Source organism: Maricaulis maris MCS10 (assembly GCF_000014745.1).
Taxonomy (GTDB): domain Bacteria; phylum Pseudomonadota; class Alphaproteobacteria; order Caulobacterales; family Maricaulaceae; genus Maricaulis; species Maricaulis maris_A.
This window is the reverse complement of the sequence record NC_008347.1, coordinates 3,000,054-3,020,088: the sequence shown is the minus strand read 5'-3', so window position 1 is coordinate 3,020,088 and position 20,035 is coordinate 3,000,054. Positions and strand designations below refer to the sequence as shown.

At 60.8% G+C, this 20,035-nt stretch carries 12 protein-coding genes; 7 read left to right on the top strand and 5 right to left on the bottom strand.

The annotated features are described in order from the left end of the window. Position 1: 1 nt before the first annotated feature. Both MMAR10_RS14130 and MMAR10_RS14125 read right to left on the bottom strand, forming a co-directional pair. A complete protein-coding gene (locus MMAR10_RS14130) occupies positions 2-958 on the bottom strand; it encodes an alpha/beta hydrolase (protein WP_011644671.1) in 957 nt (318 codons plus the stop codon). A 4-nt stretch (positions 959-962) separates the two neighbouring features. Continuing rightward, positions 963-3,074, bottom strand: a complete 2,112-nt coding sequence (locus MMAR10_RS14125; protein ID WP_011644670.1) for a glycoside hydrolase family 97 protein — start codon at positions 3,072-3,074, stop codon at positions 963-965. A gap of 144 nt (positions 3,075-3,218) precedes the next feature. Between MMAR10_RS14125 and MMAR10_RS14120 the strand changes: the two genes are divergently transcribed. Then, a complete protein-coding gene (locus tag MMAR10_RS14120) occupies positions 3,219-5,087 on the top strand; it encodes an alpha-amylase family glycosyl hydrolase (protein ID WP_011644669.1) in 1,869 nt (622 codons plus the stop codon). 73 nt (positions 5,088-5,160) lie between these two features. Here MMAR10_RS14120 and MMAR10_RS14115 read toward each other — a convergent pair whose 3' ends face one another. After that, positions 5,161-6,654, bottom strand: a complete 1,494-nt coding sequence (locus MMAR10_RS14115; protein ID WP_150099883.1) for an MFS transporter — start codon at positions 6,652-6,654, stop codon at positions 5,161-5,163. A gap of 310 nt (positions 6,655-6,964) precedes the next feature. Here MMAR10_RS14115 and MMAR10_RS14110 point away from each other — a divergent pair, with 310 nt between their 5' ends. Continuing rightward, positions 6,965-7,978 carry a LacI family DNA-binding transcriptional regulator gene (locus MMAR10_RS14110; protein WP_011644667.1) on the top strand — a complete coding sequence of 338 codons (1,014 nt, stop codon included), beginning with the start codon at positions 6,965-6,967 and terminating at the stop codon, positions 7,976-7,978. A 4-nt stretch (positions 7,979-7,982) separates the two neighbouring features. Here the strand turns inward: MMAR10_RS14110 and MMAR10_RS14105 are convergent, their stop codons facing one another. Then, positions 7,983-9,614, bottom strand: a complete 1,632-nt coding sequence (locus tag MMAR10_RS14105; protein WP_011644666.1) for an alpha-glucosidase — start codon at positions 9,612-9,614, stop codon at positions 7,983-7,985. 294 nt (positions 9,615-9,908) lie between these two features. On the opposite strand from MMAR10_RS14105, the gene MMAR10_RS14100 reads away from it, so the two are divergent. Then, positions 9,909-12,674, top strand: coding sequence for a TonB-dependent receptor (locus MMAR10_RS14100; RefSeq protein WP_011644665.1), 2,766 nt, complete (start codon positions 9,909-9,911; stop codon positions 12,672-12,674). 136 nt (positions 12,675-12,810) lie between these two features. Beyond that, positions 12,811-14,325, top strand: a complete 1,515-nt coding sequence (locus MMAR10_RS14095) for a tryptophan halogenase family protein (protein ID WP_011644664.1) — start codon at positions 12,811-12,813, stop codon at positions 14,323-14,325. 12 nt (positions 14,326-14,337) lie between these two features. On the opposite strand, the gene MMAR10_RS14090 is transcribed toward MMAR10_RS14095, so the two are convergent. After that, positions 14,338-15,855 carry a tryptophan halogenase family protein gene (locus MMAR10_RS14090; RefSeq protein ID WP_011644663.1) on the bottom strand — a complete coding sequence of 506 codons (1,518 nt, stop codon included), beginning with the start codon at positions 15,853-15,855 and terminating at the stop codon, positions 14,338-14,340. A 219-nt stretch (positions 15,856-16,074) separates the two neighbouring features. Here MMAR10_RS14090 and MMAR10_RS14085 point away from each other — a divergent pair, with 219 nt between their 5' ends. The 3 genes from MMAR10_RS14085 (at position 16,075) to MMAR10_RS14075 (ending at position 19,977) form a co-directional block, all read left to right on the top strand. Then, a complete protein-coding gene (locus MMAR10_RS14085; protein WP_011644662.1) occupies positions 16,075-17,466 on the top strand; it encodes an alpha-amylase family glycosyl hydrolase in 1,392 nt (463 codons plus the stop codon). A 344-nt stretch (positions 17,467-17,810) separates the two neighbouring features. After that, entirely contained in the window at positions 17,811-19,457 is a 1,647-nt protein-coding gene (locus MMAR10_RS14080; RefSeq protein ID WP_011644661.1) for a sodium/sugar symporter, read from the top strand. A gap of 4 nt (positions 19,458-19,461) precedes the next feature. Continuing rightward, entirely contained in the window at positions 19,462-19,977 is a 516-nt protein-coding gene (locus MMAR10_RS14075) for a gluconokinase (protein ID WP_011644660.1), read from the top strand. Positions 19,978-20,035: the final 58 nt, after the last annotated feature.

The following is a 20,035-nucleotide window of genomic DNA, read 5'->3' as shown; positions in this document are numbered from 1 at the left end:
TTTACTGTGGCATGCGGGAAGCGGGGTTCGCGGCCGCCTCGACACCCAACAGGAAGGTCAGCGGATCGGCAAGGCGAGCATGCCAGGCCGCCTCGTTGTGGTCGGCCCCTTCATACAGTGTTGAGCGATAGTTTGCAGAGCCGATAAAGCCTTGCTCCGCCATTATAGCGTCGATGGCAGACTGGTAGGGCGGGTAGAGCGAGTCGAGATTGATACTGCCATGATCGAACCAGATCCGGTGTGTTTGAGGATCCAGGTGTGTCGTGTCCAGATATTCCGCCCAGGCCAGCAGGGCTTGCTCGCGCCAGGCATCAGCGACCGCTGGGTCCTGGTGGCAGGCATCGGCGTAAATCGGCCAATGGGTCGACAGGCCTGCGGCCGAGCCGAAGGTCTCCGGGTATCGGGTCAGGCCGTAAAACGAGATTAACCCACCCATGCTCGAGCCCATCAAGGCGGTCGCGTCAGGGCCCGGTCGCGTCCGATAGTTGCGATCAATATATGGTTTCAGGTCTTCGGCGAGAAAGGTCAGGAAGATGTCGGAAACCGGAAGGCCGCCCCAGGCTTCCAGGGCGCGAGACCGGCTCGCCTCGGAAAAAGTGTCAAAAACCTGCCGGGGCGCGTACTCGCGAGCGCGCGCCGGGGTGTTCCAAATTCCGACAATGATGGCCGGGCGAATGCGCCCTTCCGCGATCAGGCGGTCCATCTCTTCATCCAAACCCCACTCGACCCCGGCATAGGAGTATCCGGGTTCGAACAGGTTTTGTCCGTCCATCGCGTAAATGACCGGATAGGTCTCCATGCCCGTGTCATAACCTGGGGGCAGATAGATCGAGATTGGTCGCGCCTCCAACTGCTCGCTGCCGATCGGGTCAAGCCGGATGACCTCCCCGGCCTCGGCTGGCTGGGCGAGAGCCGGAGTTGCAAGGGACAAAAGGGCCAGGAGCGCCAATGCACGCATGGCCCTACTCCGATGAGACGAGGCGGACGGCCGCACCGCCGCCTGCCGCCAACCACAGTTCGAGCGTCGTGCCGGCATCGACCTCGCGGCTTTCAATGGCGACATCGTACGGGTTGTCGTGCCAGTGGGCATCCGGGCCATCCCGATAGATCTGCGCGGTATAATTGCGGCCGGGTTCGAGGAAGTCGAGCGGGACCGTTACGGTGCGTTCGGCTTCGTCTGTCGCTGCGCCGAGATACCAATCGGCGCCGCCGCGCTCCTGGCGTGCGGTGACGATGAAATCACCGACGTCGCCCTGCAGCGCAATCGACTCTTCCCAATCAGTCGGGACATCGCGGATGAACTGGAAAGGTTCGGGGTTGGCGACATAGTTCTCGGGCAGGTCAGCCGCCATCTGGATGGGGCTGTAGAGGACCACATAGAGCGCCAACTGGCGGGCCAGGGTCGTCTGCACCCGGTTGGGACTGTCAGGGCCGTTGAAGGTCAGGTCGAAAATGCCAGGCGTGAAATCCGCAGGCCCGGCCAGCATGCGGGTGAAGGCCAGCATGGCAGTGTGTTCCGGCGGATTCGGCGGAACGCCCCAGGCATTGAATTCCTGTCCCCGGACGCCTTCGCGGGAAATCCAGTTCGGATAGGTGCGACGAAGGCCGGTATCCTTCACCGGCTCGTGCGGGTTGATCGAGATGTGGCGCGCGGCCGCGGCTTCGAGCACGCGGATATGATGGTTCACGGCATATTGTCCGTAATGCCATTCATGGCGTTCTTCGCCTGTTTCATCGATGCGGATGAGATTGCCGGCATCGGCAACATAGCCGGTCTTCACCTGGGTGACGCCAACGCGCTCGTAAAGGTCGAACGCGTCTTCCATCTGGTTTTCGTAATTGGTCAGATGGCCCGAGGTTTCGTGATGACCGATCAAACGGACGCCGCGTGTCCGGGCGTAGTCGGTAACCGCCTCGATGTCGAAGTCGGGGTAGGACTCGGTAAACGAGAACAGGGCGCCATTGTTGAACCAGTCGCCGTCCCAGCCGATATTCCAGCCCTCGATCAGAACGCCGGCGAAACCGTTATCGGCGGCAAAGTCCAGATACTCGATGGCGTTATCCGTCGTGGCGCCGTGCATGGGTCCGGAGCCCCATGTCATCGTGTTGATGTGCATGCCCCACCAGATGCCGATATATTTGCCCGGTTCGACCCAGCTGACATCGCCCAGCACATTGGGTTCGTTCAGATTGAGGATAAGGTCGGAATTGATGAGGCCGACGGCCTCCTCCGCCACCTGGATCGTGCGCCAAGGCGTGGTGAAGGCGCCATCCTTGTGGACGGCAATCCCGTCAGGCCCCGGTGCCAGTTCCGCCGTCAGGACACCCTCGCGCTGCTGGTCCAGGCGCATGCCGGAGTAATCGACCAGGGCCGCCTCGTGGATCGCGACGTGGACACCGTCATCGGGCAGGCGGGCGGTAAAGGGCGTATGGGCTGTATCGACCTCGATCAGGGGCGTGGTGCGATAGACATATTCATAGCGGTTATAATCGGCCGCCGGGGTCCACCAGGTCTCGCTGTCCTGCGGCATGGCGAAGCTGGTCACCTCGTCGACGATTGCACGGTGCTCGCCGTCCGGGACAGGGACCTCATAGCGAAAGCCCAGCCCGTCATCGAAGATACGTACCCGGACGTCAAAGCCGCGGTCGGCATCGTCTTCATGCCGGAAGCTGACCCGCAGTTCATTGTGATGATCTTCGACAACCCGACGCTCGCCCCAGGGCAATTCCCAGCTCGATTGGGAGCCCGACATCTCACTGTCAACCAGCCACAACTGGCGCTCGAGATTGCCAGCCACGGCAAAGCGCAGTCCCAGCATGGACGGTGAGATGACATCCTCACCATCGCGCCGGACGCGATAGCGTGGCAGGCCGGCTTCGCTCCAGAATTCGATGCTCAGGCGACCGTCCGGCGAGGCAATGGCGACGGGTTCCGCTATGATGTCTGCCAAGATCGGACTGTCAGGTCCGGGCAGGGATTGGTCCTGCCCCCGGGCCGGCGGGGCATTGCAGGCAGCCAGCGTCAACAGGGCTACGGCCAAGCCGGCCGCGAATCGCGGTTGGCGTAAGATCATGATGTCCTCCCACAGGTTTTCGACAGTGTGCCCATATCTTGCAAATTTATGCAATTATGTTCGGGCATCTGCCTCTTGCGAGAGGCGGTGTAGTGGCGATAGCATGGGTATATAATAAAATAGAGCGCGGGGAGGCGCATTGTCATGAGTTCGCAAATTTCGAAACTGACGACCGGCTTGCTGGCCGCGACTTGCCTTACGGCCTGCGCGGCAGGCCAGCCCGAAAATGCGCCGACACCAATTGAAATCAGTGACCGATCTGCGGCCGACGAGATCATCTATTTCGTCATGCCGGACCGGTTCGAGAATGGCGACACCTCGAACGATCAGGGCGGGCTCGACGGTGACCGGCTGCAGCATGGCTATGATCCGACAGCGCGGGGCTTTTACCATGGTGGCGATCTGGCCGGCCTGACGCAGCAGCTCGACTATATTCAGGGGCTTGGCGCGACGGCGATCTGGCTGACGCCCATATTCCAGAACCAGGCGGTCCAGGGCGGGCCGGGCCAGGAGTCCTCGGCCTATCACGGTTACTGGATCACCGACTTCACGCGGCCGGACGCTCATCTCGGTTCGCGGGATGAGTTCCGGACCTTTGTCCAAGCGGCCCATGCGCGCGGCATGCGCGTCTATATGGACATCATCACAAACCATACGGCCGATGTATTTGCCTACCGCGAGTGCCACGACCCGGACTCGCCGCTCTATATCGATCCACAGGGCCAGTGCCCCTATCGCCGGATCGGTGACTACCCCTGGACCACGCAGGGCGGTCCGGACGGGGCGCCAATCAATGAGGGGTTTGTCGGAGACGATCCGGTCAACCAAACGGCGGCGAATTATGCTCGTCTGACCGATCCGAACTGGGCCTACACTCCCTACCTGCCCGACGGCGCCCCTGTCCGCACGCCGGACTGGCTGAATGATGCGACCCTCTATCACAATCGCGGCGAGAGTTTCTGGTTCGGCGAGAGCGAGCTTTATGGCGATTTTTCCGGACTCGATGATCTCAACACCGAGCATCCGCGCGTTCTCGACGGGATGATCGACATCTACAAGGACTGGATCACCGAGTTCCGTGTCGACGGATTCCGGATCGACACTGCCAAACATGTCCAACCGGAATTCTGGGTCCGCTTTTCTGATGAAATCATGGACCACGCGCGATCGGAGGGAATCGAGCACTTCCACATGTTCGGCGAGGTCTATGAGTTCGATGCCGGGCAATTGGCGCGCTATATCAGCGAGGCTGGCCTGCCGGCCTATCTGGACTTTGCCTTCCAGGGCACAGCTCGCGGCTTCGTTGTCGACGGCGAGCCGGGCGATACATTCCAGGACTTGTTCCGGATCGACGCTGTCCTTGAGGGCGGGTTTGCGACGGCCTCCACCCTGCCAACCTTCCTTGGCAATCACGATATGGGGCGGATGGCCGGCTTCCTGCGCGAGACGCACCCGGACATGTCCGATGCGGAGATGTTCGCGCGGCTGCGCCTGGCGAACGCCTTGATGTTTTTCTCGCGCGGCACGCCGACCATCTATTATGGCGACGAGCAGGGCTTTGTATCCGATGGCGGCGACCAGCTGGCGCGCGAGGACATGTTCGCCAGCACGACCGACGAGTACAATGACAACAACCTTGTCGGCACCGATGCCTCGACGGCCGATCGCAATTTCGACCGCGAGCACCCGCTTTACCAGGCCATCGCTTCCATGGCGGAGCTGCGCCAGACCCATCGGACCTTGCGCCGCGGCGAGCAGATCGTCCGCCATGCCGATAATGAGGACAGCCTGCTGGTAATGAGCCGTGTCGATTACGAGACGGGTGAGGAATACGTGATTGCCTATAACGGCGAAACCGCGGCCCAAACCATCCGGGTCGAAGTCGATGGCCGTGCCGGTGTGTGGGAAAGCCTCGCCGGCGTCTGCCCGATGGCAGGCAATGCGTCCGGAACGCTGGCTCTGGATATTCCGGCGCTGGATTATGTGGTCTGCAGGACCGGCTTCGCCGACTGATCGATGAGTGCGTGAGTGAAAAAGGCCCCGGCGGAGTGTTCCGCCGGGGCCTTTTGCTGAACCGGTCGTGCGATCAGGCAGTTGGTCCTGCTTCCGTCGTGGACGACACCCGCCGTCCAGGCACGAAAATCACCGCGAGCGCTGCCAGGCCCAGTGAGGCACCGGCGACCAGGAAGGCATGGATCGGCTCGTTCCCCAGCAGAATGCGCAGGGCGATACCCATCAGGCTGCCGACCACGATCTGCGGGATCACGATGAAGAAATTGAAAATCCCCATATAGACCCCCATTTTTTCGGCCGGCAGGGCGTCGGACAGGATGGCATAGGGCATGGTCAGGATCGAAGCCCAGACAATGCCAACCCCGATCATCGAGATCCACAACAGGGTCGGGTCGGTGATGAAGTAGAAGGAGGCCAGTGACACGCCGCCGATCACGAGATTGATCGCGTGCGTCACACGGCGATTGAACCGTTTCGCCATCATCGGCAGGAGCAGGGCATAGACCGCCGCGATCCCGTTATAGGTCGCGAACAGGAGGCCGACCCAGTTAGCCCCTTCCGAATAGGCTTCTGAACTCGTGTCGACAGCGCCGAAATGGAAGCTCGTTACAGCCGGGGTGGAGTAGATCCACATCATGAACAGGGCCGCCCAGGAGAAGAACTGGACCCAGGCGAGACGCTTCATGACGGTCGGCATGGTGTTGAGATCTTCCAGCACATGACTGAAGAAGTTCTCGGTCTGACCAATAGCGCGCAGCACCGTATGCAGGATGAAGCCGGCCCCCAGTGCGGCCACACCCCCCGTGAGCACGTAGAGCTCCTGGGCGCCATTGAAGCGGTAAACCGCCGCGCTGGCGACCAGGCCAGCGATCAGATAGCCAATTCCGGAGCCCAGATAGCGACTGCTCGATTGGGGAGGGCGCTCGGGGTCGCGGGGCAGGCCCATGGAGGTGCGCTCTGCCTCATCATAGGCGGCCAGCTCTTCCGGCGGGTATTCCCGACTGGTCAGAACCGTCCACATCACCGAGGCAAACAGGGCGAAAGCACCAATGTAGAAGGAGTATTTCACATTGTCCGGGATTTGGCCGGCTGCCGCCACGGCGGAGACACCGAAGATGTCAGACAGGATCCAGGTGGCTGCCGATGCGACCGTGGCGCCGGCACCGATAAAGATCGTCTGCATGGCGAAGCCCTGGGTGCGCTGCCGGCTGGGCAACATGTCCCCGACAAAGGCCCGGAATGGCTCCATCGACACGTTGATGGAGGCGTCCAGGAGCCAGAGCATGACCGCGGCCAGCCACAGCATGGGCGAGTTCGGCATGACCAGAAGCGCCAGCGTGGTCAGGATGGCGCCGGCGAGGAAGTATGGCCGCCGGCGACCGAGCTTCGTCCAGGTCCGGTCCGAGAAATAGCCGATGACCGGCTGGACCAGCAGTCCGGTCAGCGGCGCCGCCAGCCAGAGCAGGGGCAAAGTCTCGATCGGCGCGCCCAAAGTCTGAAAAATCCGGCTGACATTCGTGTTTTGCAGCGCGAAGGCAATCTGGATGCCAAAGAACCCGAATGACATGTTCCAAATGTGCCAGAATCCCAGTGTCGGCTTATGCACGACAACCTCCCGTTTTCATAATTTTTCATATCCTGACCGGTCCGGTTACTCTTGTCGATAGCCTCATTCAATAACCTGAAATATAACAACTAAATTCGGTATCATTCGCCGCTGGCAAGGCGATATTCTCTGAGCCGTCTTGTCAGGTTAGCGCAAAAACTTTCAAATACGCGCTCTGATGGTCAGCCTGCTGTCAGTCAGGGTGAACTTGCCAGTTTTGCGCATCACGTGCATTTCTGATGTCAATGATTTTAGAGGTTTGGATCGAGACGTGAGCAAAAAACCGACACGCTTGGAGGATCTGGCGCAACGCGCCGGCGTTTCCGTTTCCACAGCCTCACGGGCGCTGAATGACAGCCCGTCTGTGAACATGCGCACCAAACAGGCGATCTGGAAGCTGGCTCGCGAGCTCGACTACCCGTTTCGACGCCATATGCCGGCCGGACCGATTGGTGCCAAGGCCACGATATCCATCGTTGTGCCCCGCCCCCAGGGACGAGACACCCGATTGTCCGATCCGTTCTTCTTCGAACTCCTGACCGGTGTCGGCGATGCGGCTCGGGAGCGCGAATGCGATGTCCACATCTCCCATGTCGCGCCTGCCAGCTATGACGATCTCCACATGGCAATGACAACTCACCGGGCTGACGGTGTCATTTTCGTGGGTCAATCCAATCTGCATGGCGCCTTCAATCGGCTGGCAGAAACCGAGAAGCGCTTCGTCGTCTGGGGTGCCGAGCTGCCGGAGCAGCGCTATTGCTCAGTTGGCAGCGACAATGTCACCGGCGGCCGTCGCGCCACCCAGCACCTGATCCGCCTGGGCCGCGAGAAAATCGTCTTCCTTGGCCAGTCAGACGCGCCGGAAGTGATGCAGCGTTTTCGCGGATATCGGGACGCGCTGCTGGCGGCCGGACTCCAGGCCGATGACGACCTGGTCATACCGTCTCATTTCGACATCGAGTCGGCAGAGGCTTCGGTGGAAGCGCTGATCAAGAACGGGGTTCCGTTTGACGGCATCATCGCGGCCAGTGACGTCGTTGCGTTTGGCGCCTTGCGCGCCCTTCAACTCGCTGGTGTATCGGTTCCCGGTGACGTGTCCGTAGTCGGGTATGACAATGTGTCCTTCAGCCGCTACTCCCGCCCGGCCCTGACCACGGTGGATCAGGATATGGTCGCGGCGGGCCGCCTGATGTTGTCAAAGCTGCTCGATTTCCGCGGGCCTCAAGCCCGTCGCTCGGAGCGCCTCGCGACAGACCTCATCATTCGCGAAAGCTGCGGCGGCTGATCGCTCAGGTGCGACTGGCGATCAGGCCGGCGAATGCGGGCAGAGCGCCCTCTGAGCGGTCGGAATTGATCTGCTCAATGATGCGCCAGCCGGCTGGCAACGACCAGTCGGCCTCTTCCGGCGTCAGATTGAAGACACACAGGATGGCATCGTCGCCACTTCCCCGTTCAAAGGCCAGGACGCCGCCTCTTGCGGCTGTGGACATGCGCATCGCACCGGTCCGCAGGACCGGGTATTGCGCCCGCAGGCGAACAAAGCGCCGGGCCAGGTTCAGCGTCGATTTGGTGTCAGTCTCCTGAGCGTCCACCGCAAGATCATAGTGGCGGCTGTCCACCGGCAGCCACGGCTCCGCACCCGAGAACCCGCCATGTCTGGCCGATTTCTGCCACGGCATCGGTGTGCGAGCGCCGTCACGGCCGAGCGTCTGCGGCCAATTGGCGATGGCTTCGGGGTCTTGCAGTCTGTCGAACGGGACGATGGCCTGGGGCAGTCCCAATTCTTCGCCTTGATAGATGAAGACATTGCCGCGCATGGCTACCAGTAGCAGGAGCGCCATATTGGCGAAGGCCTCGCGATCGGCTTCGGCCGCCCATCGCGACACTGCGCGCGGCGCATCATGGTTCGAGAAGGTCCAGGAGGGCCAACCCGTGACGCCATCCGATGGCCACAGGTCGATTGCGGAACGGACCAGTTCCGGGTCCAGCGCTTCGGCATACAGGTAGAGAAAGCCATAGGCAGAGTGCAGTCGACCCGGGCGTCGGGTGTAGAGTTCCATCTCCTCCTGGGCGCGCTCGCCACCGACCTCGGCAACCAGAAAGCGCCCGTCATAACTGTCCGCCAGCGCACGCATGCGCTCCAGGAAGGCGGGAATGTCGGGATGGGACTGATTGAAATAATGGTGCTGGAAATCGAAGGAGCGCGTGCGCTTGCTGCCGTCATTCTTGACCGGAGGATTATCGTGCAGCGCCGGGTCGTGCATCATGAAATTGACCGCATCGAGCCGGATCCCGTCGACGCCTCGGTCCAGCCAGAATGCCATCGTATCAAGCAGTTCGGCCTGCACGTCCGGATTATGGACATTGAGGTCCGGCTGTTCCGGCAGGAAATTGTGCATGTAGTACTGGCCGCGTCGGGCATCCCAGGTCCAGGACGGGCCACCAAACACGGATTGCCAGTTATTGGGTGGTGACCCATCCGGCTTTGCGTCGGCCCAGACATACCAGTCGGACTTTTCGGTCGAGCGGCTGGTCCGGCTTTTCTGGAACCAGGCATGATCCTCGGATGTGTGGGAATAGACCTGGTCGATGAGCACCTTGAGGCCCAAGGCATGGGCGCGGGCCAGCAGCGCGTCGAAATCCGCCAGTGTTCCGAAGATCGGGTCGACACCACGATAGTCCGCGACGTCGTAGCCGAAATCCTTCATCGGCGAGGTAAAGAAGGGCGATAGCCAGATGGCATCGACACCCAAGGATGCGACGTGGTCAAGCCGGGCGGTAATGCCGGGAAGGTCCCCAACGCCGTCATCGTTCGAGTCATAGAAGCTTCGCGGGTAGATCTGATAGATCACCGCTCCCTTCCACCAATCAGACGTCGGCTGTTCCTTCGGCCGCTGCTCGGATTGCGCGTCCAGCTCCACTCAGTCCTCCCCACGCCACACGGCGCTGACCTACCACGATGCTTGCAATCGCATCTTTTAGCAATTTTGCAAAAAATTGCATTTTGACCGCAACGTTGTCAATCAGAGTTTCGGCTCCCTTTCTGCACTATAACAACAAATATGCCGTGCACGCGCAGTGTAACATCAACGCATCACCTCGCCCTCGCGTGAACAAAAAGCAATATTGCTTGTTGCTCCCAGTCTCAATTTTCACTAATTTGCATTCGAATGGCGGCGACAGTTCTCGTGTCGACACGCCGGAGGGAGGACTAAATGATCAATCAACGCACCACGCGTCGTGACTGGCTGATGGCCAGTGCGGCATCCACATTGGCCCTGTCCATGACCTTGGCCGCACCGGCTTCGGCACAGGACGATGCTGACGACCAGGCGAGTGATGTCATCACCGTCACGGGCTTCCGCAGCGCCATCGAGAACTCGATCGCGGTCAAGCGGGAATCGACGTCCATCGTCGAGGCCATCTCCGCTGAAGATATCGGGCGCCTGCCCGACAACTCGATCGCCGAGTCATTGGCCCGTCTGCCGGGTCTTGCAGCCCAGCGCCTTCGCGGACGTGCCCAGGTTATTTCGGTTCGCGGTCTTGGCCCGGATTTCACAACCGCTCTTCTCAACGGTCGTGAGCAGGTCACCGCCGGCGACAATCGTGGCGTTGAATTCGACCAGTATCCGTCCGAGCTTCTCAGTTCTGTCGTTGTCTACAAGACGCCGGACGCGCAGCTGGTCGGCCAAGGCCTGGCTGGCACCGCCGACCTGCGCACGGTGCGCCCGCTCGACAGAGACGAGCAGACCATCGCCCTGTCGGCCCGCTATGAGTGGAATAACTACGGCGCCTTGAATGCTGGTTCCGAAGACAGCGGTCACCGCCTGACCGGTTTCTACATCGATCAGTTCGCCGATGACACGATCGGCCTGGCCATTGGCTTTGCCACCCAGTCCTCGCCGACGCAAAGCGAACGCTGGGATGCCTGGGGCTACCCCACCGTCGGCGCTGGCGACCTGCTTCTGGGCGGCGCCAAGCCTTATGTCGAGAGCCGCGAGCTCGAGCGTACCGCCTTCGTCGGCACGCTGGAATTCGAGCCGAATGCGAACTCCCACACCACGATCGACGCCTTCTATTCGCAGTTTGAAGATACCGGTATCCTCCGCGGCATCGAGCTGCCCCTGGCCTGGAGTGGCGCGTCCCTGCAGCCGGGCTACACCACCGAAGATGGCCTGGTTACCGCGGGTACGTTCTCCGGCGTGCAAGGCGTGGTTCGCAATGACACTCGCTTCCGTGAAGCCGATGTCATGTCTTTCGGCATCAATCACGAACAGACGCTCAATGAGCACTGGACCGGGTCGCTCGACCTTTCCTACTCAAGCGTCTCCCGCGACGACACGGATTATGAATCCTATGCCGGTACCGGCTCCGGCTACGGAACCGGCGCATCCGACACGATGGCCTTCGAACTTGGCGGCAGCGGCGGCTTTGTCTTCGGTTCCAGCCTGGATTATGCCGATCCGAGCCTGATGCTGCTGACCGATCCGCAGGGTTGGGGTCAGGTCGGTTTCATCAAGCGTCCGTCGACCGAGGATACGCTGACGGCTCTGCGCGTCGAAGCCGAGCGGGAAATTTCCCAAGGCTTCTTCTCGAGCGTCGAGGTGGGCCTGTACACGACGGACCGCGAGAAAACCAAGCGTTCGGTCGAGGACTTCATCGATCTCGCCAATGGCGGCGCCACCAATACAACGGCAATCCCGTCCAACCTGCTACTTGAGCCGACCAGCCTCGACTTTATCGGCATTGCCGGCATGGTCAGCTATGACCCGATCTCGCTCCTGAACAGCGGCGTCTACTCCTTGCGCCCGAACCTCAATGCCGACGTCCTGACCAAATCCTGGGACGTGGAAGAGCAGCAAGTGATCGGTTACCTCCAGGCCAATGTGGATTCCTTCCTTGGCGACACGCCGGTCCGCGGCAATTTCGGTCTCCAGATCGTGCACACCGAGCAATCCTCCACCGGCCCGCGCGCCGGCCAGGGCGCCCTGCTGAGCTATACGGAATCGGAGAGCTACTCGCACATCCTGCCGAGTGCCAACTTCTCCTTTGAAGTCGCCGAAAACACCTTTGTCCGCGTCGGTGCTGCGCGCACCATGGCCCGCCCGCGTATGGACGAGCTTCGGGCTTCCCAGGAAATCGGCATCAATAATCAGGTCTGCACGACCAATGATGGCACCGGTAATCCGGCCTTCAATGCAGCCAATTACGATATCGCAGGCGGCCAGTCCTGCCTGACGGTTTCGGGTGGCTCACCACGTCTGCGTCCGGTCACCGCCGACGCGATTGACCTGTCGGTCGAACATTATTTCGCGGACGGCGGCGGTTATATCTCGGCCGCCATCTTCAACAAGGATATCGACAATTACGTGTTCGGTTCCTCGGCCCGCCAGATCGACATGACGGATGCCGCCAACGCGATCTTTGACAGCGCCTTCATTGCTGCCAACCCGGACATCACGACCGGCATTCTCTACGAACCGGTCAATACCGATGGTGGCTATATCCGCGGTATCGAAGTGGCCACCAACATCCCGGGCGACGCGGTTGCTCCGTGGCTTGACGGCTTCGGCCTGCTGGCCAGCTACTCCTATACGGAGAGCGAGGTCCAGCCGGACCCGAACCAGGCACCGATCGCAATTCCGGGCCTGTCTGAGAATGTCGGCAACCTGACTGTCTATTACGAGCGCGGCGGATTTGAAGCCCGTGTCTCGAACCGCTGGCGTTCGGAATTCCTTGGTGAAGTCACTGGCTTCGGTGCCAACCGTGAATTCCGTAACATCGAAGCCGAGTCGGTCATTGATGCGCAGATCGGATATGAATTCGGCCCTGGTCAGTTTGAGGGTCTGTCCATCTTCGCGCAGGGTAATAACCTGACCGATGAAGCCTTCGTCAGCTATCTGAACGACGACCCGCGCCAAGTGAAGGACTATCAGCAATATGGCGCGACCTACCTCATCGGCTTCAGCTGGCGCCGATAGTCCGATTCCTTCCCGAAGGGATTGATCCTGCCCCTGCCTGCTTTCGCGGGCAGGGGCTTTTCTTTGTCAGCCAGCAGGTCAAACTGGCTGTCCCGCGACGCCCAGGTCCGGGATCAGTCGATCAAGGTGAGTTTGCATGAAGCCAAACCGCATCAAATCCGTCCTGATTGTTGGCGGAGGAACCGCCGGCTGGATGGCGGCCGCGGCCCTGTCACGCTTCCTCGGTCCGTCGCTGTCCATCACCCTGGTTGAATCAGACCAGATCGCCACGGTCGGCGTCGGCGAAGCGACCATCCCTCAGATCAAGCATCTGAATGCGGCGCTGGGCATTGAAGAACGCGATTTTGTGGCCCGCACAAACGGGTCCTTCAAACTTGGAATCGAATTCATCGACTGGCATCGCAAGGGGGCTGCCTACCTCCACAATTTCGGGTCCATCGGCCTCAACCTGCAGCAGGTCCCCTTCCACCACTACTGGCTGAGGGAGCGGAGCGAGGGGGCGACCACAAGTTTGTGGGACTATTGCCTCAACACCGCGGCAGCCCGGGACATGCGGTTCGCGCCGATGGAAAAAGTCGGAAGTTCGCCGCTGTCGGGTATTGGCTATGCCTATCATTTCGACGCGACTCTCTATGGGCGTTTCCTTCGCGAATACGCTGAACAGCGTGGGGTTTCGCGCATTGAAGGCTTGATCGAGACCTGCCGGCAGGATCCGCAAACCGGTGACGTTTCCAAAGTTTGCCTGCAGGATGGCCGCGAACTGGCCGCCGACCTGTTCATCGATTGCTCCGGATTCCGGGGCCTGCTGATCGAGCAGGCTCTGGAGACCGGCTATGAGGACTGGACCCATTGGCTACCCTGCGACCGAGCCATCCCGGTCCCAAGCTCGAACGAGGCGGCCCCTATCCGTCCCTACACGCAATCGATTGCCCATAAGGCGGGCTGGCAGTGGCGCATCCCGCTGCAGCACCGGACAGGCAATGGCCATGTCTTTTCCAGCGCCCATATGAGCGAAGCAGAGGCGACCGACACCCTGCTGGACAATCTGGAAGGGAAGCCGCTGGCCGAGCCGCGCATGATCCGCTTCGTGACCGGGCGCCGCAAACAATTCTGGAACCGCAATGTTGTCGCACTCGGTCTGGCGTCCGGCTTTCTTGAGCCCCTTGAATCGACATCCATCCACCTGGTCCAGTCCGGCATCAGCCGCCTGATCGCGATGTTCCCCGATGGCGACATCGCAGCAGCCGACCGGACCGAATACAATCGCCAGATGGTGCTCGAATATGAGCGCGTTCGCGACTTCATCATCTTGCACTACCATCTAAACGAGCGGACCGACTCCGACTTCTGGCAGGATTGTGCGGCCATGTCGGTGCCCGACAGTTTGACCGCCAAGATGGACCTGTTCCGCGCCAATGGTCGCCTCTACCATCGCGAAGAAGACCTGTTCACCGACTCAAGCTGGCTCCAGGTCATGCTGGGCCAGGGGTTGATGCCGCGTGGCTATCACCCCATAGCCGATGCCTTGCCATCTGATCAGCTGGCAGGCTTTCTCGGCGATATCCTAAAGATCGTCGGGCAGGCCGCGGCCACTCTGCCGCCGCATGCGGACTATCTGGCCAGGCATTGCCCGGCAGCGGCCGACGCCTAGCTCTGTCCCGGCCTAGACCGCAGCTGTGCAGAAGCGCTCGATATAGTCCCGGTGATCGGGAACCGGCGCCGTGGCCTCCGCCATCACCCTGCGCAATCCGGCGAGTCGTTGCGCACCGTCCACCGGACTGGCGGCCGCCAACGGGTCCAGGCCGGCCGGTTCGATCTCCTGACCGGCATAGACGGCCATCCAGGACGGATTGAGAAACAGTTCGGTCCCGGGCGATACGAGGCGACCATTGGCGCGATAGTGTTCCATGCGCCAGGCGAGGCTGTCGGGGATCGCCATGTTGGCTGTGTGGCGCCAGAGCGGCGCGTCATCCCGGGTCGTGGCATGATAGTGGAGGATCAGGAAGTCGCGGATGCGCTCGTATTCCTCTCCGGTCAGCCGATTGAATTCGGCAGCCTCCTTCTGTGTGTCTCCGGTGCCAGGAAACAAAGCCAACAAGCGATTGATGCCTGTCTGGATTAGATGGAGGCTGGTCGACTCAAGCGGTTCCATGAACCCGGCTGAAAGACCGAGCGCGACGACATTGCGGTTCCAGAATTTTCGCCGCCGGCCAGTGGTGAAGCGCAAGAGCCGCGGATCGGCCAGCGGCTCGCCGTCCAGATTGGCGAGCAGGGTGTCGGTTGCCGCTTCATCGCTGATGAACTGGCTGGCATAGACATGGCCATTGCCCGTCCGGTGCTGAAGCGGGATGCGCCACTGCCAGCCGGCCTCGCGGGCGGTCGACCGGGTATAGGGCGTGAAATCACCGACGCCCTCACAGGGCACTGCGACGGCGCGGTCGCAAGGCAGCCAATGGGTCCAGTCCTCATAGCCGGTCTCCAGGACCTGCTCGATCAAGAGGCCGAAAAACCCGGTGCAATCAATAAAGAAGTCGGCCTCCACGGCGCGCCCGCCTTCGAGCATCACCGCCTCCACGTCGCCCGTCTCGGTCCGGCGCGTATCGACCACACGGCCTTCCTGGCGCACCACGCCACGCGTTTCGGCATAACGCCGCAGGAACTGACCGTACAAGATGGTATCGAAATGATAGGCGTAGTCGAAGGTAGACTGCACCAGGCGAGGGTCCCTGGCGGGGGGTGAGAAGCGGTTTTGCCGGGCTATCTCCCAGGCCATTGAATAGGCGTCGAGCGGGGTGTCATCGCCCCGCTTACGCTCGCGCAACCAGTATTGATAGAGCGGGACGGAGTCGAAATCCCGGCCATGTGTGCCGAACGGATGGAAATAGCGCTGCCCCTTGCGGGACCAGTCGACAAACTCGATGCCCAGCTTGAAAGAACCATTGGTGGCTCGCACGAAGTCATTTTCGTCGATCCCGAGCATCTGGTTAAACAGCTTGATCGGCGGGATAGTCGCTTCCCCCACCCCGACCACACCGATCTGTTCTGACTCAACCAGGGTGAGCGAGGCCGCGCCCTTCGTGGCATTGATGATCGCGGCCGCCGTCATCCATCCTGCCGAGCCTCCGCCGATAATGGCAATGCGGGGCAATCCGGGCGCCGGGCCCTTCGGTGTTGTGCTCATGAATACGGCTCGTGGCTGGTTTGACGGGCGAATGCCACCTTGACCGATCTCGATGCCTCCTGTCGATGCCGCGGCGCGCGCAAAGCGTGAAAATTTCATGCCGCAACGCACAATTATGATTGTCCTATAAGTTAGAAATAATCACAATTTGTCCCGGCCCAGGCATTGCAAATTTATGCAAAGATGGTCAATAATTCCTGTCGATCATGGGAGTGTGACATGTCCGCCATTCGAACAGCACTGGCCGCTATGTTGGCCGTTATCGCACTGGCGCCGCCGGGCATTGCGCAATCTGTTCCGACGGAAACAAGCGGGGCGGACCTGGTCCGGATCGATCACCCTGAATGGAGCCATGACGCGGTGCTCTATCAGATCAATCTGCGCCAGTTTACCGACGAAGGCTCGATCGCGGCTGCACAGGCAGAACTTCCCCGCCTGGCCGAGCTTGGCGTCGACATTCTCTGGCTGATGCCCGTGCAGCCGATCGGTATCGAGGCCCGGAAGGGCGAACTGGGCAGCCCCTACTCCATCCGCGACTACCGGGCCGTCAATCCGGAACTCGGCACGATGGACGACATGCGCGCCTTCATCGCCGAGGCCCATGATCTCGGCTTTCATGTCATTCTCGACTGGGTTGCCAACCACTCGGCCTGGGACAGCCCGCTCGTCGATGCCCATCCCGACTGGTATTCACGTGACTGGCGCGGCGAAATCCAGCCGCCGCCCAGCACCAATTGGAGTGATGTCGCCGATTTTGACTACACCAATGTCGAACTGCGCGACTACATGGCCGAGAGCATGGCCTTCTGGGTCCGTGAGGTCGGCATTGACGGCTTCCGATGCGATGTGGCCGGATTTGTCCCGATCGATTTCTGGGAGCGCGTCCGCGCCGAGCTCGACGCCATCCGGCCGGTCTTCATGCTGGCCGAATGGGAACAGCGCGACCTGCACCGCGAGGCGTTCGATGCCACTTATTCCTGGACATGGAACAACATGATGCACGACGTCGCCATGGGTCACGCCGATGCCGGTGCCTTGCGCGGGCACTATTTCTACGATGAGGCCAACACCTGGCCTCGCGACGCTTATCGCATGCGCTACACGTCGAACCATGACCAGAATTCCTGGGAAGGAACCCAGTTTGAACGTTTCGGGGACGCCCTCGAGGCTGCCATCATCCTGTCCTTCACCGGCTCGGGCATCCCCCTGATCTATAACGGGCAGGAAGCGGGAAATGAGCATCGTCTCGCCTTCTTCGAGCGAGACCCGATTGTCTGGCGAGACCATCCATTGAACACGTTGTTCACCCAGTTGGTTGCCCTGCGGCATGGCAATAGCGCGCTCTGGGCGGGCGCGGCAGGGGCGCCGATGCAAGGCGTACCGAATTCCCGGGAAGAGGCCGTGTTCAGCTTTGTCCGGCGCAACGAGAACAGCGCTGTTCTCAGTATGATCAATTTCACCGACTCTGCGGTTGTCGTTACGCTTGGCGCGGGGCCGCATCAGGGTGCCTACCGGGACTGGCAGAGCGAGGAAATCCAGCACTTCGACGACTCAACCGAGATGGAGCTGGGGCCCTGGCAGGCACGGGTGTTTGTCGCCTCCTTCGACTGACATGGTTCGTCAGATTCAGTCGTTTGGAACGGGACCAGCTACCCTCGTTCCGATGCCTGGTTCGATCCGGCATTTCAAGCCGCCTTCCAAGGCGACCACTCAAGCGGCAGGAGGTTTTTCAGTGGAATCGAGCGGTGCGGTCGTCGAGTGATGTCCGTTGCCGGCTCAACATACGGGCCGACCATTCGTTTCACAGCGGCTCCGCTTCTGATCGAGATTGCCCTCATCGGGCCGTCGCATGCGGATTGACAGGCGCGTTATATTGGCAAACGTTATGACAACGTTATCAGTCGCACTGAAGTGCGCGCAGAGCTATCGCCGAACAACGGCGAAACGGGGGGAATATGAGCCTATCCAGCTTGGACCTGATTATCGTGGCAGCGTACGCTGTTTCGTTGATCGGCATTGCATTTCTGGTGAGCCGCGAGAAGGCGGGTCACAAAAAGGATTCCACAGACTATTTTTTGGCTGGCAAGGCCCTGCCTTGGTGGGCTGTTGGCGCCTCACTGATTGCCGCAAACATCTCAGCCGAACAGATCATTGGCATGTCGGGTCAGGGCTATGTGGTTGGCCTCGCCATTGCGGCCTATGAGTGGCAGGCCGCGATTGTCCTGCTGATTGTCGCGAAGTATTTCCTGCCGGTCTTCCTGGACCGCAATGTCTACACGATGCCGCAATTCCTCGACCAGCGTTTTGGCGGGGGCGTCAAGTCGATCATGGCGGTGTTCTGGATCGCACTCTATACGGCCGTCAATCTGACGAGCGTGCTTTGGCTGGGTGGATTGGCGCTCAATGCGGTAACAGGCATGGCGGTGCTGCCGGCCATGATCGCCCTTGCGGCGTTTGCAGTGGTCTACTCGCTCTATGGCGGCCTGAAAGCGGTGGCCATGACCGATATCGTCCAGGTCGTTGTGCTGATCGTCGGCGGCCTGTTGATCACCTGGATTTCGCTGGGACTGGTCAGCGACGGCGCAGGGGCCTGGATGGGCGCAACCCTGTTGATCAATGAGATCCCCGCTCATTTCGAAATGATCTTCAATTCCGATCATCCCAATTATTCCGACCTCCCCGGGATCTGGACACTGTTGGGCGGATTGTGGGTCCTGCATTTCTCCTATTGGGGTTTCAATCAATACATCATCCAGCGTGCGCTTGGTTCCAAGAGCCTCAGCGAGGCGCGCAAAGGCCTGGCATTCGCGGCCGGATTGAAATTGTTGATCCCGGTCATCGTCGTCGTGCCCGGCATCGCAGCGCTATACCTGGCTCAAAACGGACTGCTGGATCAGGCCGCTCTGGACGACCGGCCTGACAGTACCTACGGCGTCCTGATGACGCTTGTGCCGACCGGTGTTCGTGGCCTCGTCTTCGCGGCACTGATTGCGGCGATCGTATCGTCCCTGGCGTCCATGATGAATTCGATCTCAACGATCTTCACCATGGACATGTATCGGTCCATGCGGCCGGAGAAATCCGAACAGCACTATGTCGGCGTGGGCCGTCTGGCGGCGTTCACGGCCATGCTGATCGCACTGGTCCTGGCACAACCCTTCCTTGGCGGGATGGAAAGTGCGTTCCAGACTATCCAGGAATATACGGGCTTTGTGGCGCCGGGTGTTGTCGCCGTCTTCCTGCTCGGATTCTTCTGGAAGCGGACCAACACGATGGGCGCATTCGCCCTGTTGATCTCGTCGGTCCTGCTGTCCTTCCTGTTCTGGCTGCTGGCGCATCCCGCAGCACTGGGTGGCGTGGGCACCAACATGCTGGCCGTCCTCGGTCTGGCCGAGCTGGACCTGCCTTTCGTGGTGCGGATCTGGATCGTCTTCATGCTCTGTGTCGGGATCGGTGTGCTGGTGTCGCTGCTAACAGGACGTCCGGCTGAAAACCGGCCGGTCGACCTGAGTGGCATCCGCTTCGCTACCGAGCCTGTCTTCAACCTGGCCAGCTTGGTGATAATCGCGATCCTGGTGGCCATCTATATCCGCTTCTGGTGACGGAATGGGCAGGCTGATCGTCTGCATGGGGGTGTGCGGGTGTGGCAAGACCACACTCGCAAATGCTCTCGCGGCTCGGGCAGGGTGGCCGGTGCTGGAAGGCGACGAGTTCCACTCACCGGCCAACATCGCCAGGATGGCAGATGGAATCCCGTTGACGGACCCGGATCGGGAAGCATGGATACGGGCTATCCGCAAGGAAGCCGACAGACGGGCGGAGCCGGACATCCTGTTGGCATGTTCGGCCCTAAGCCCAACCGTCCAAGCCTGGCTGGGCGAGGACAATCCGCGAAAACTGATCTGGCTCTGGCTGGATATCGACCCGGCTGAAGCCGCGCGACGGGTGGCGGCAAGGCCTTCCCACTTCATGCCTGCCGGCCTGGTGAAATCGCAGTTCGATTCCCTGCAGCCACCGCGAGAGGCGATCCAGCTGCCAGCTGATCAGCCTGTACAGGAACTGGTGGCGCGAGCGCTCGCGCGGTTGCAGGACGGAGCGCCAAATCACACAGCTGCGCGATAGCCCGCATTTCCCGCCCGACGCTTGACTATTCGCCACACATCCGCAATTTTGGCGGAAT

Excerpts from the sequence above, each read along its gene's own strand:
- MMAR10_RS14115 (WP_150099883.1), bottom strand. The coding sequence starts at position 6,654 with ATGTCATTCGGGTTCTTTGGCATCCAGATTGCCTTCGCGCTGCAAAAC.
- MMAR10_RS14100 (WP_011644665.1), top strand. The coding sequence starts at position 9,909 with ATGATCAATCAACGCACCACGCGTCGTGACTGGCTGATGGCCAGTGCG.
- MMAR10_RS14125 (WP_011644670.1), bottom strand. The coding sequence starts at position 3,074 with ATGATCTTACGCCAACCGCGATTCGCGGCCGGCTTGGCCGTAGCCCTG.
- MMAR10_RS14130 (WP_011644671.1), bottom strand. The coding sequence starts at position 958 with ATGCGTGCATTGGCGCTCCTGGCCCTTTTGTCCCTTGCAACTCCGGCT.
- MMAR10_RS14080 (WP_011644661.1), top strand. The coding sequence starts at position 17,811 with ATGAGCCTATCCAGCTTGGACCTGATTATCGTGGCAGCGTACGCTGTT.
- MMAR10_RS14085 (WP_011644662.1), top strand. The coding sequence starts at position 16,075 with ATGTCCGCCATTCGAACAGCACTGGCCGCTATGTTGGCCGTTATCGCA.
- MMAR10_RS14090 (WP_011644663.1), bottom strand. The coding sequence starts at position 15,855 with ATGAGCACAACACCGAAGGGCCCGGCGCCCGGATTGCCCCGCATTGCC.
- MMAR10_RS14120 (WP_011644669.1), top strand. The coding sequence starts at position 3,219 with ATGAGTTCGCAAATTTCGAAACTGACGACCGGCTTGCTGGCCGCGACT.
- MMAR10_RS14095 (WP_011644664.1), top strand. The coding sequence starts at position 12,811 with ATGAAGCCAAACCGCATCAAATCCGTCCTGATTGTTGGCGGAGGAACC.
- MMAR10_RS14075 (WP_011644660.1), top strand. The coding sequence starts at position 19,462 with ATGGGCAGGCTGATCGTCTGCATGGGGGTGTGCGGGTGTGGCAAGACC.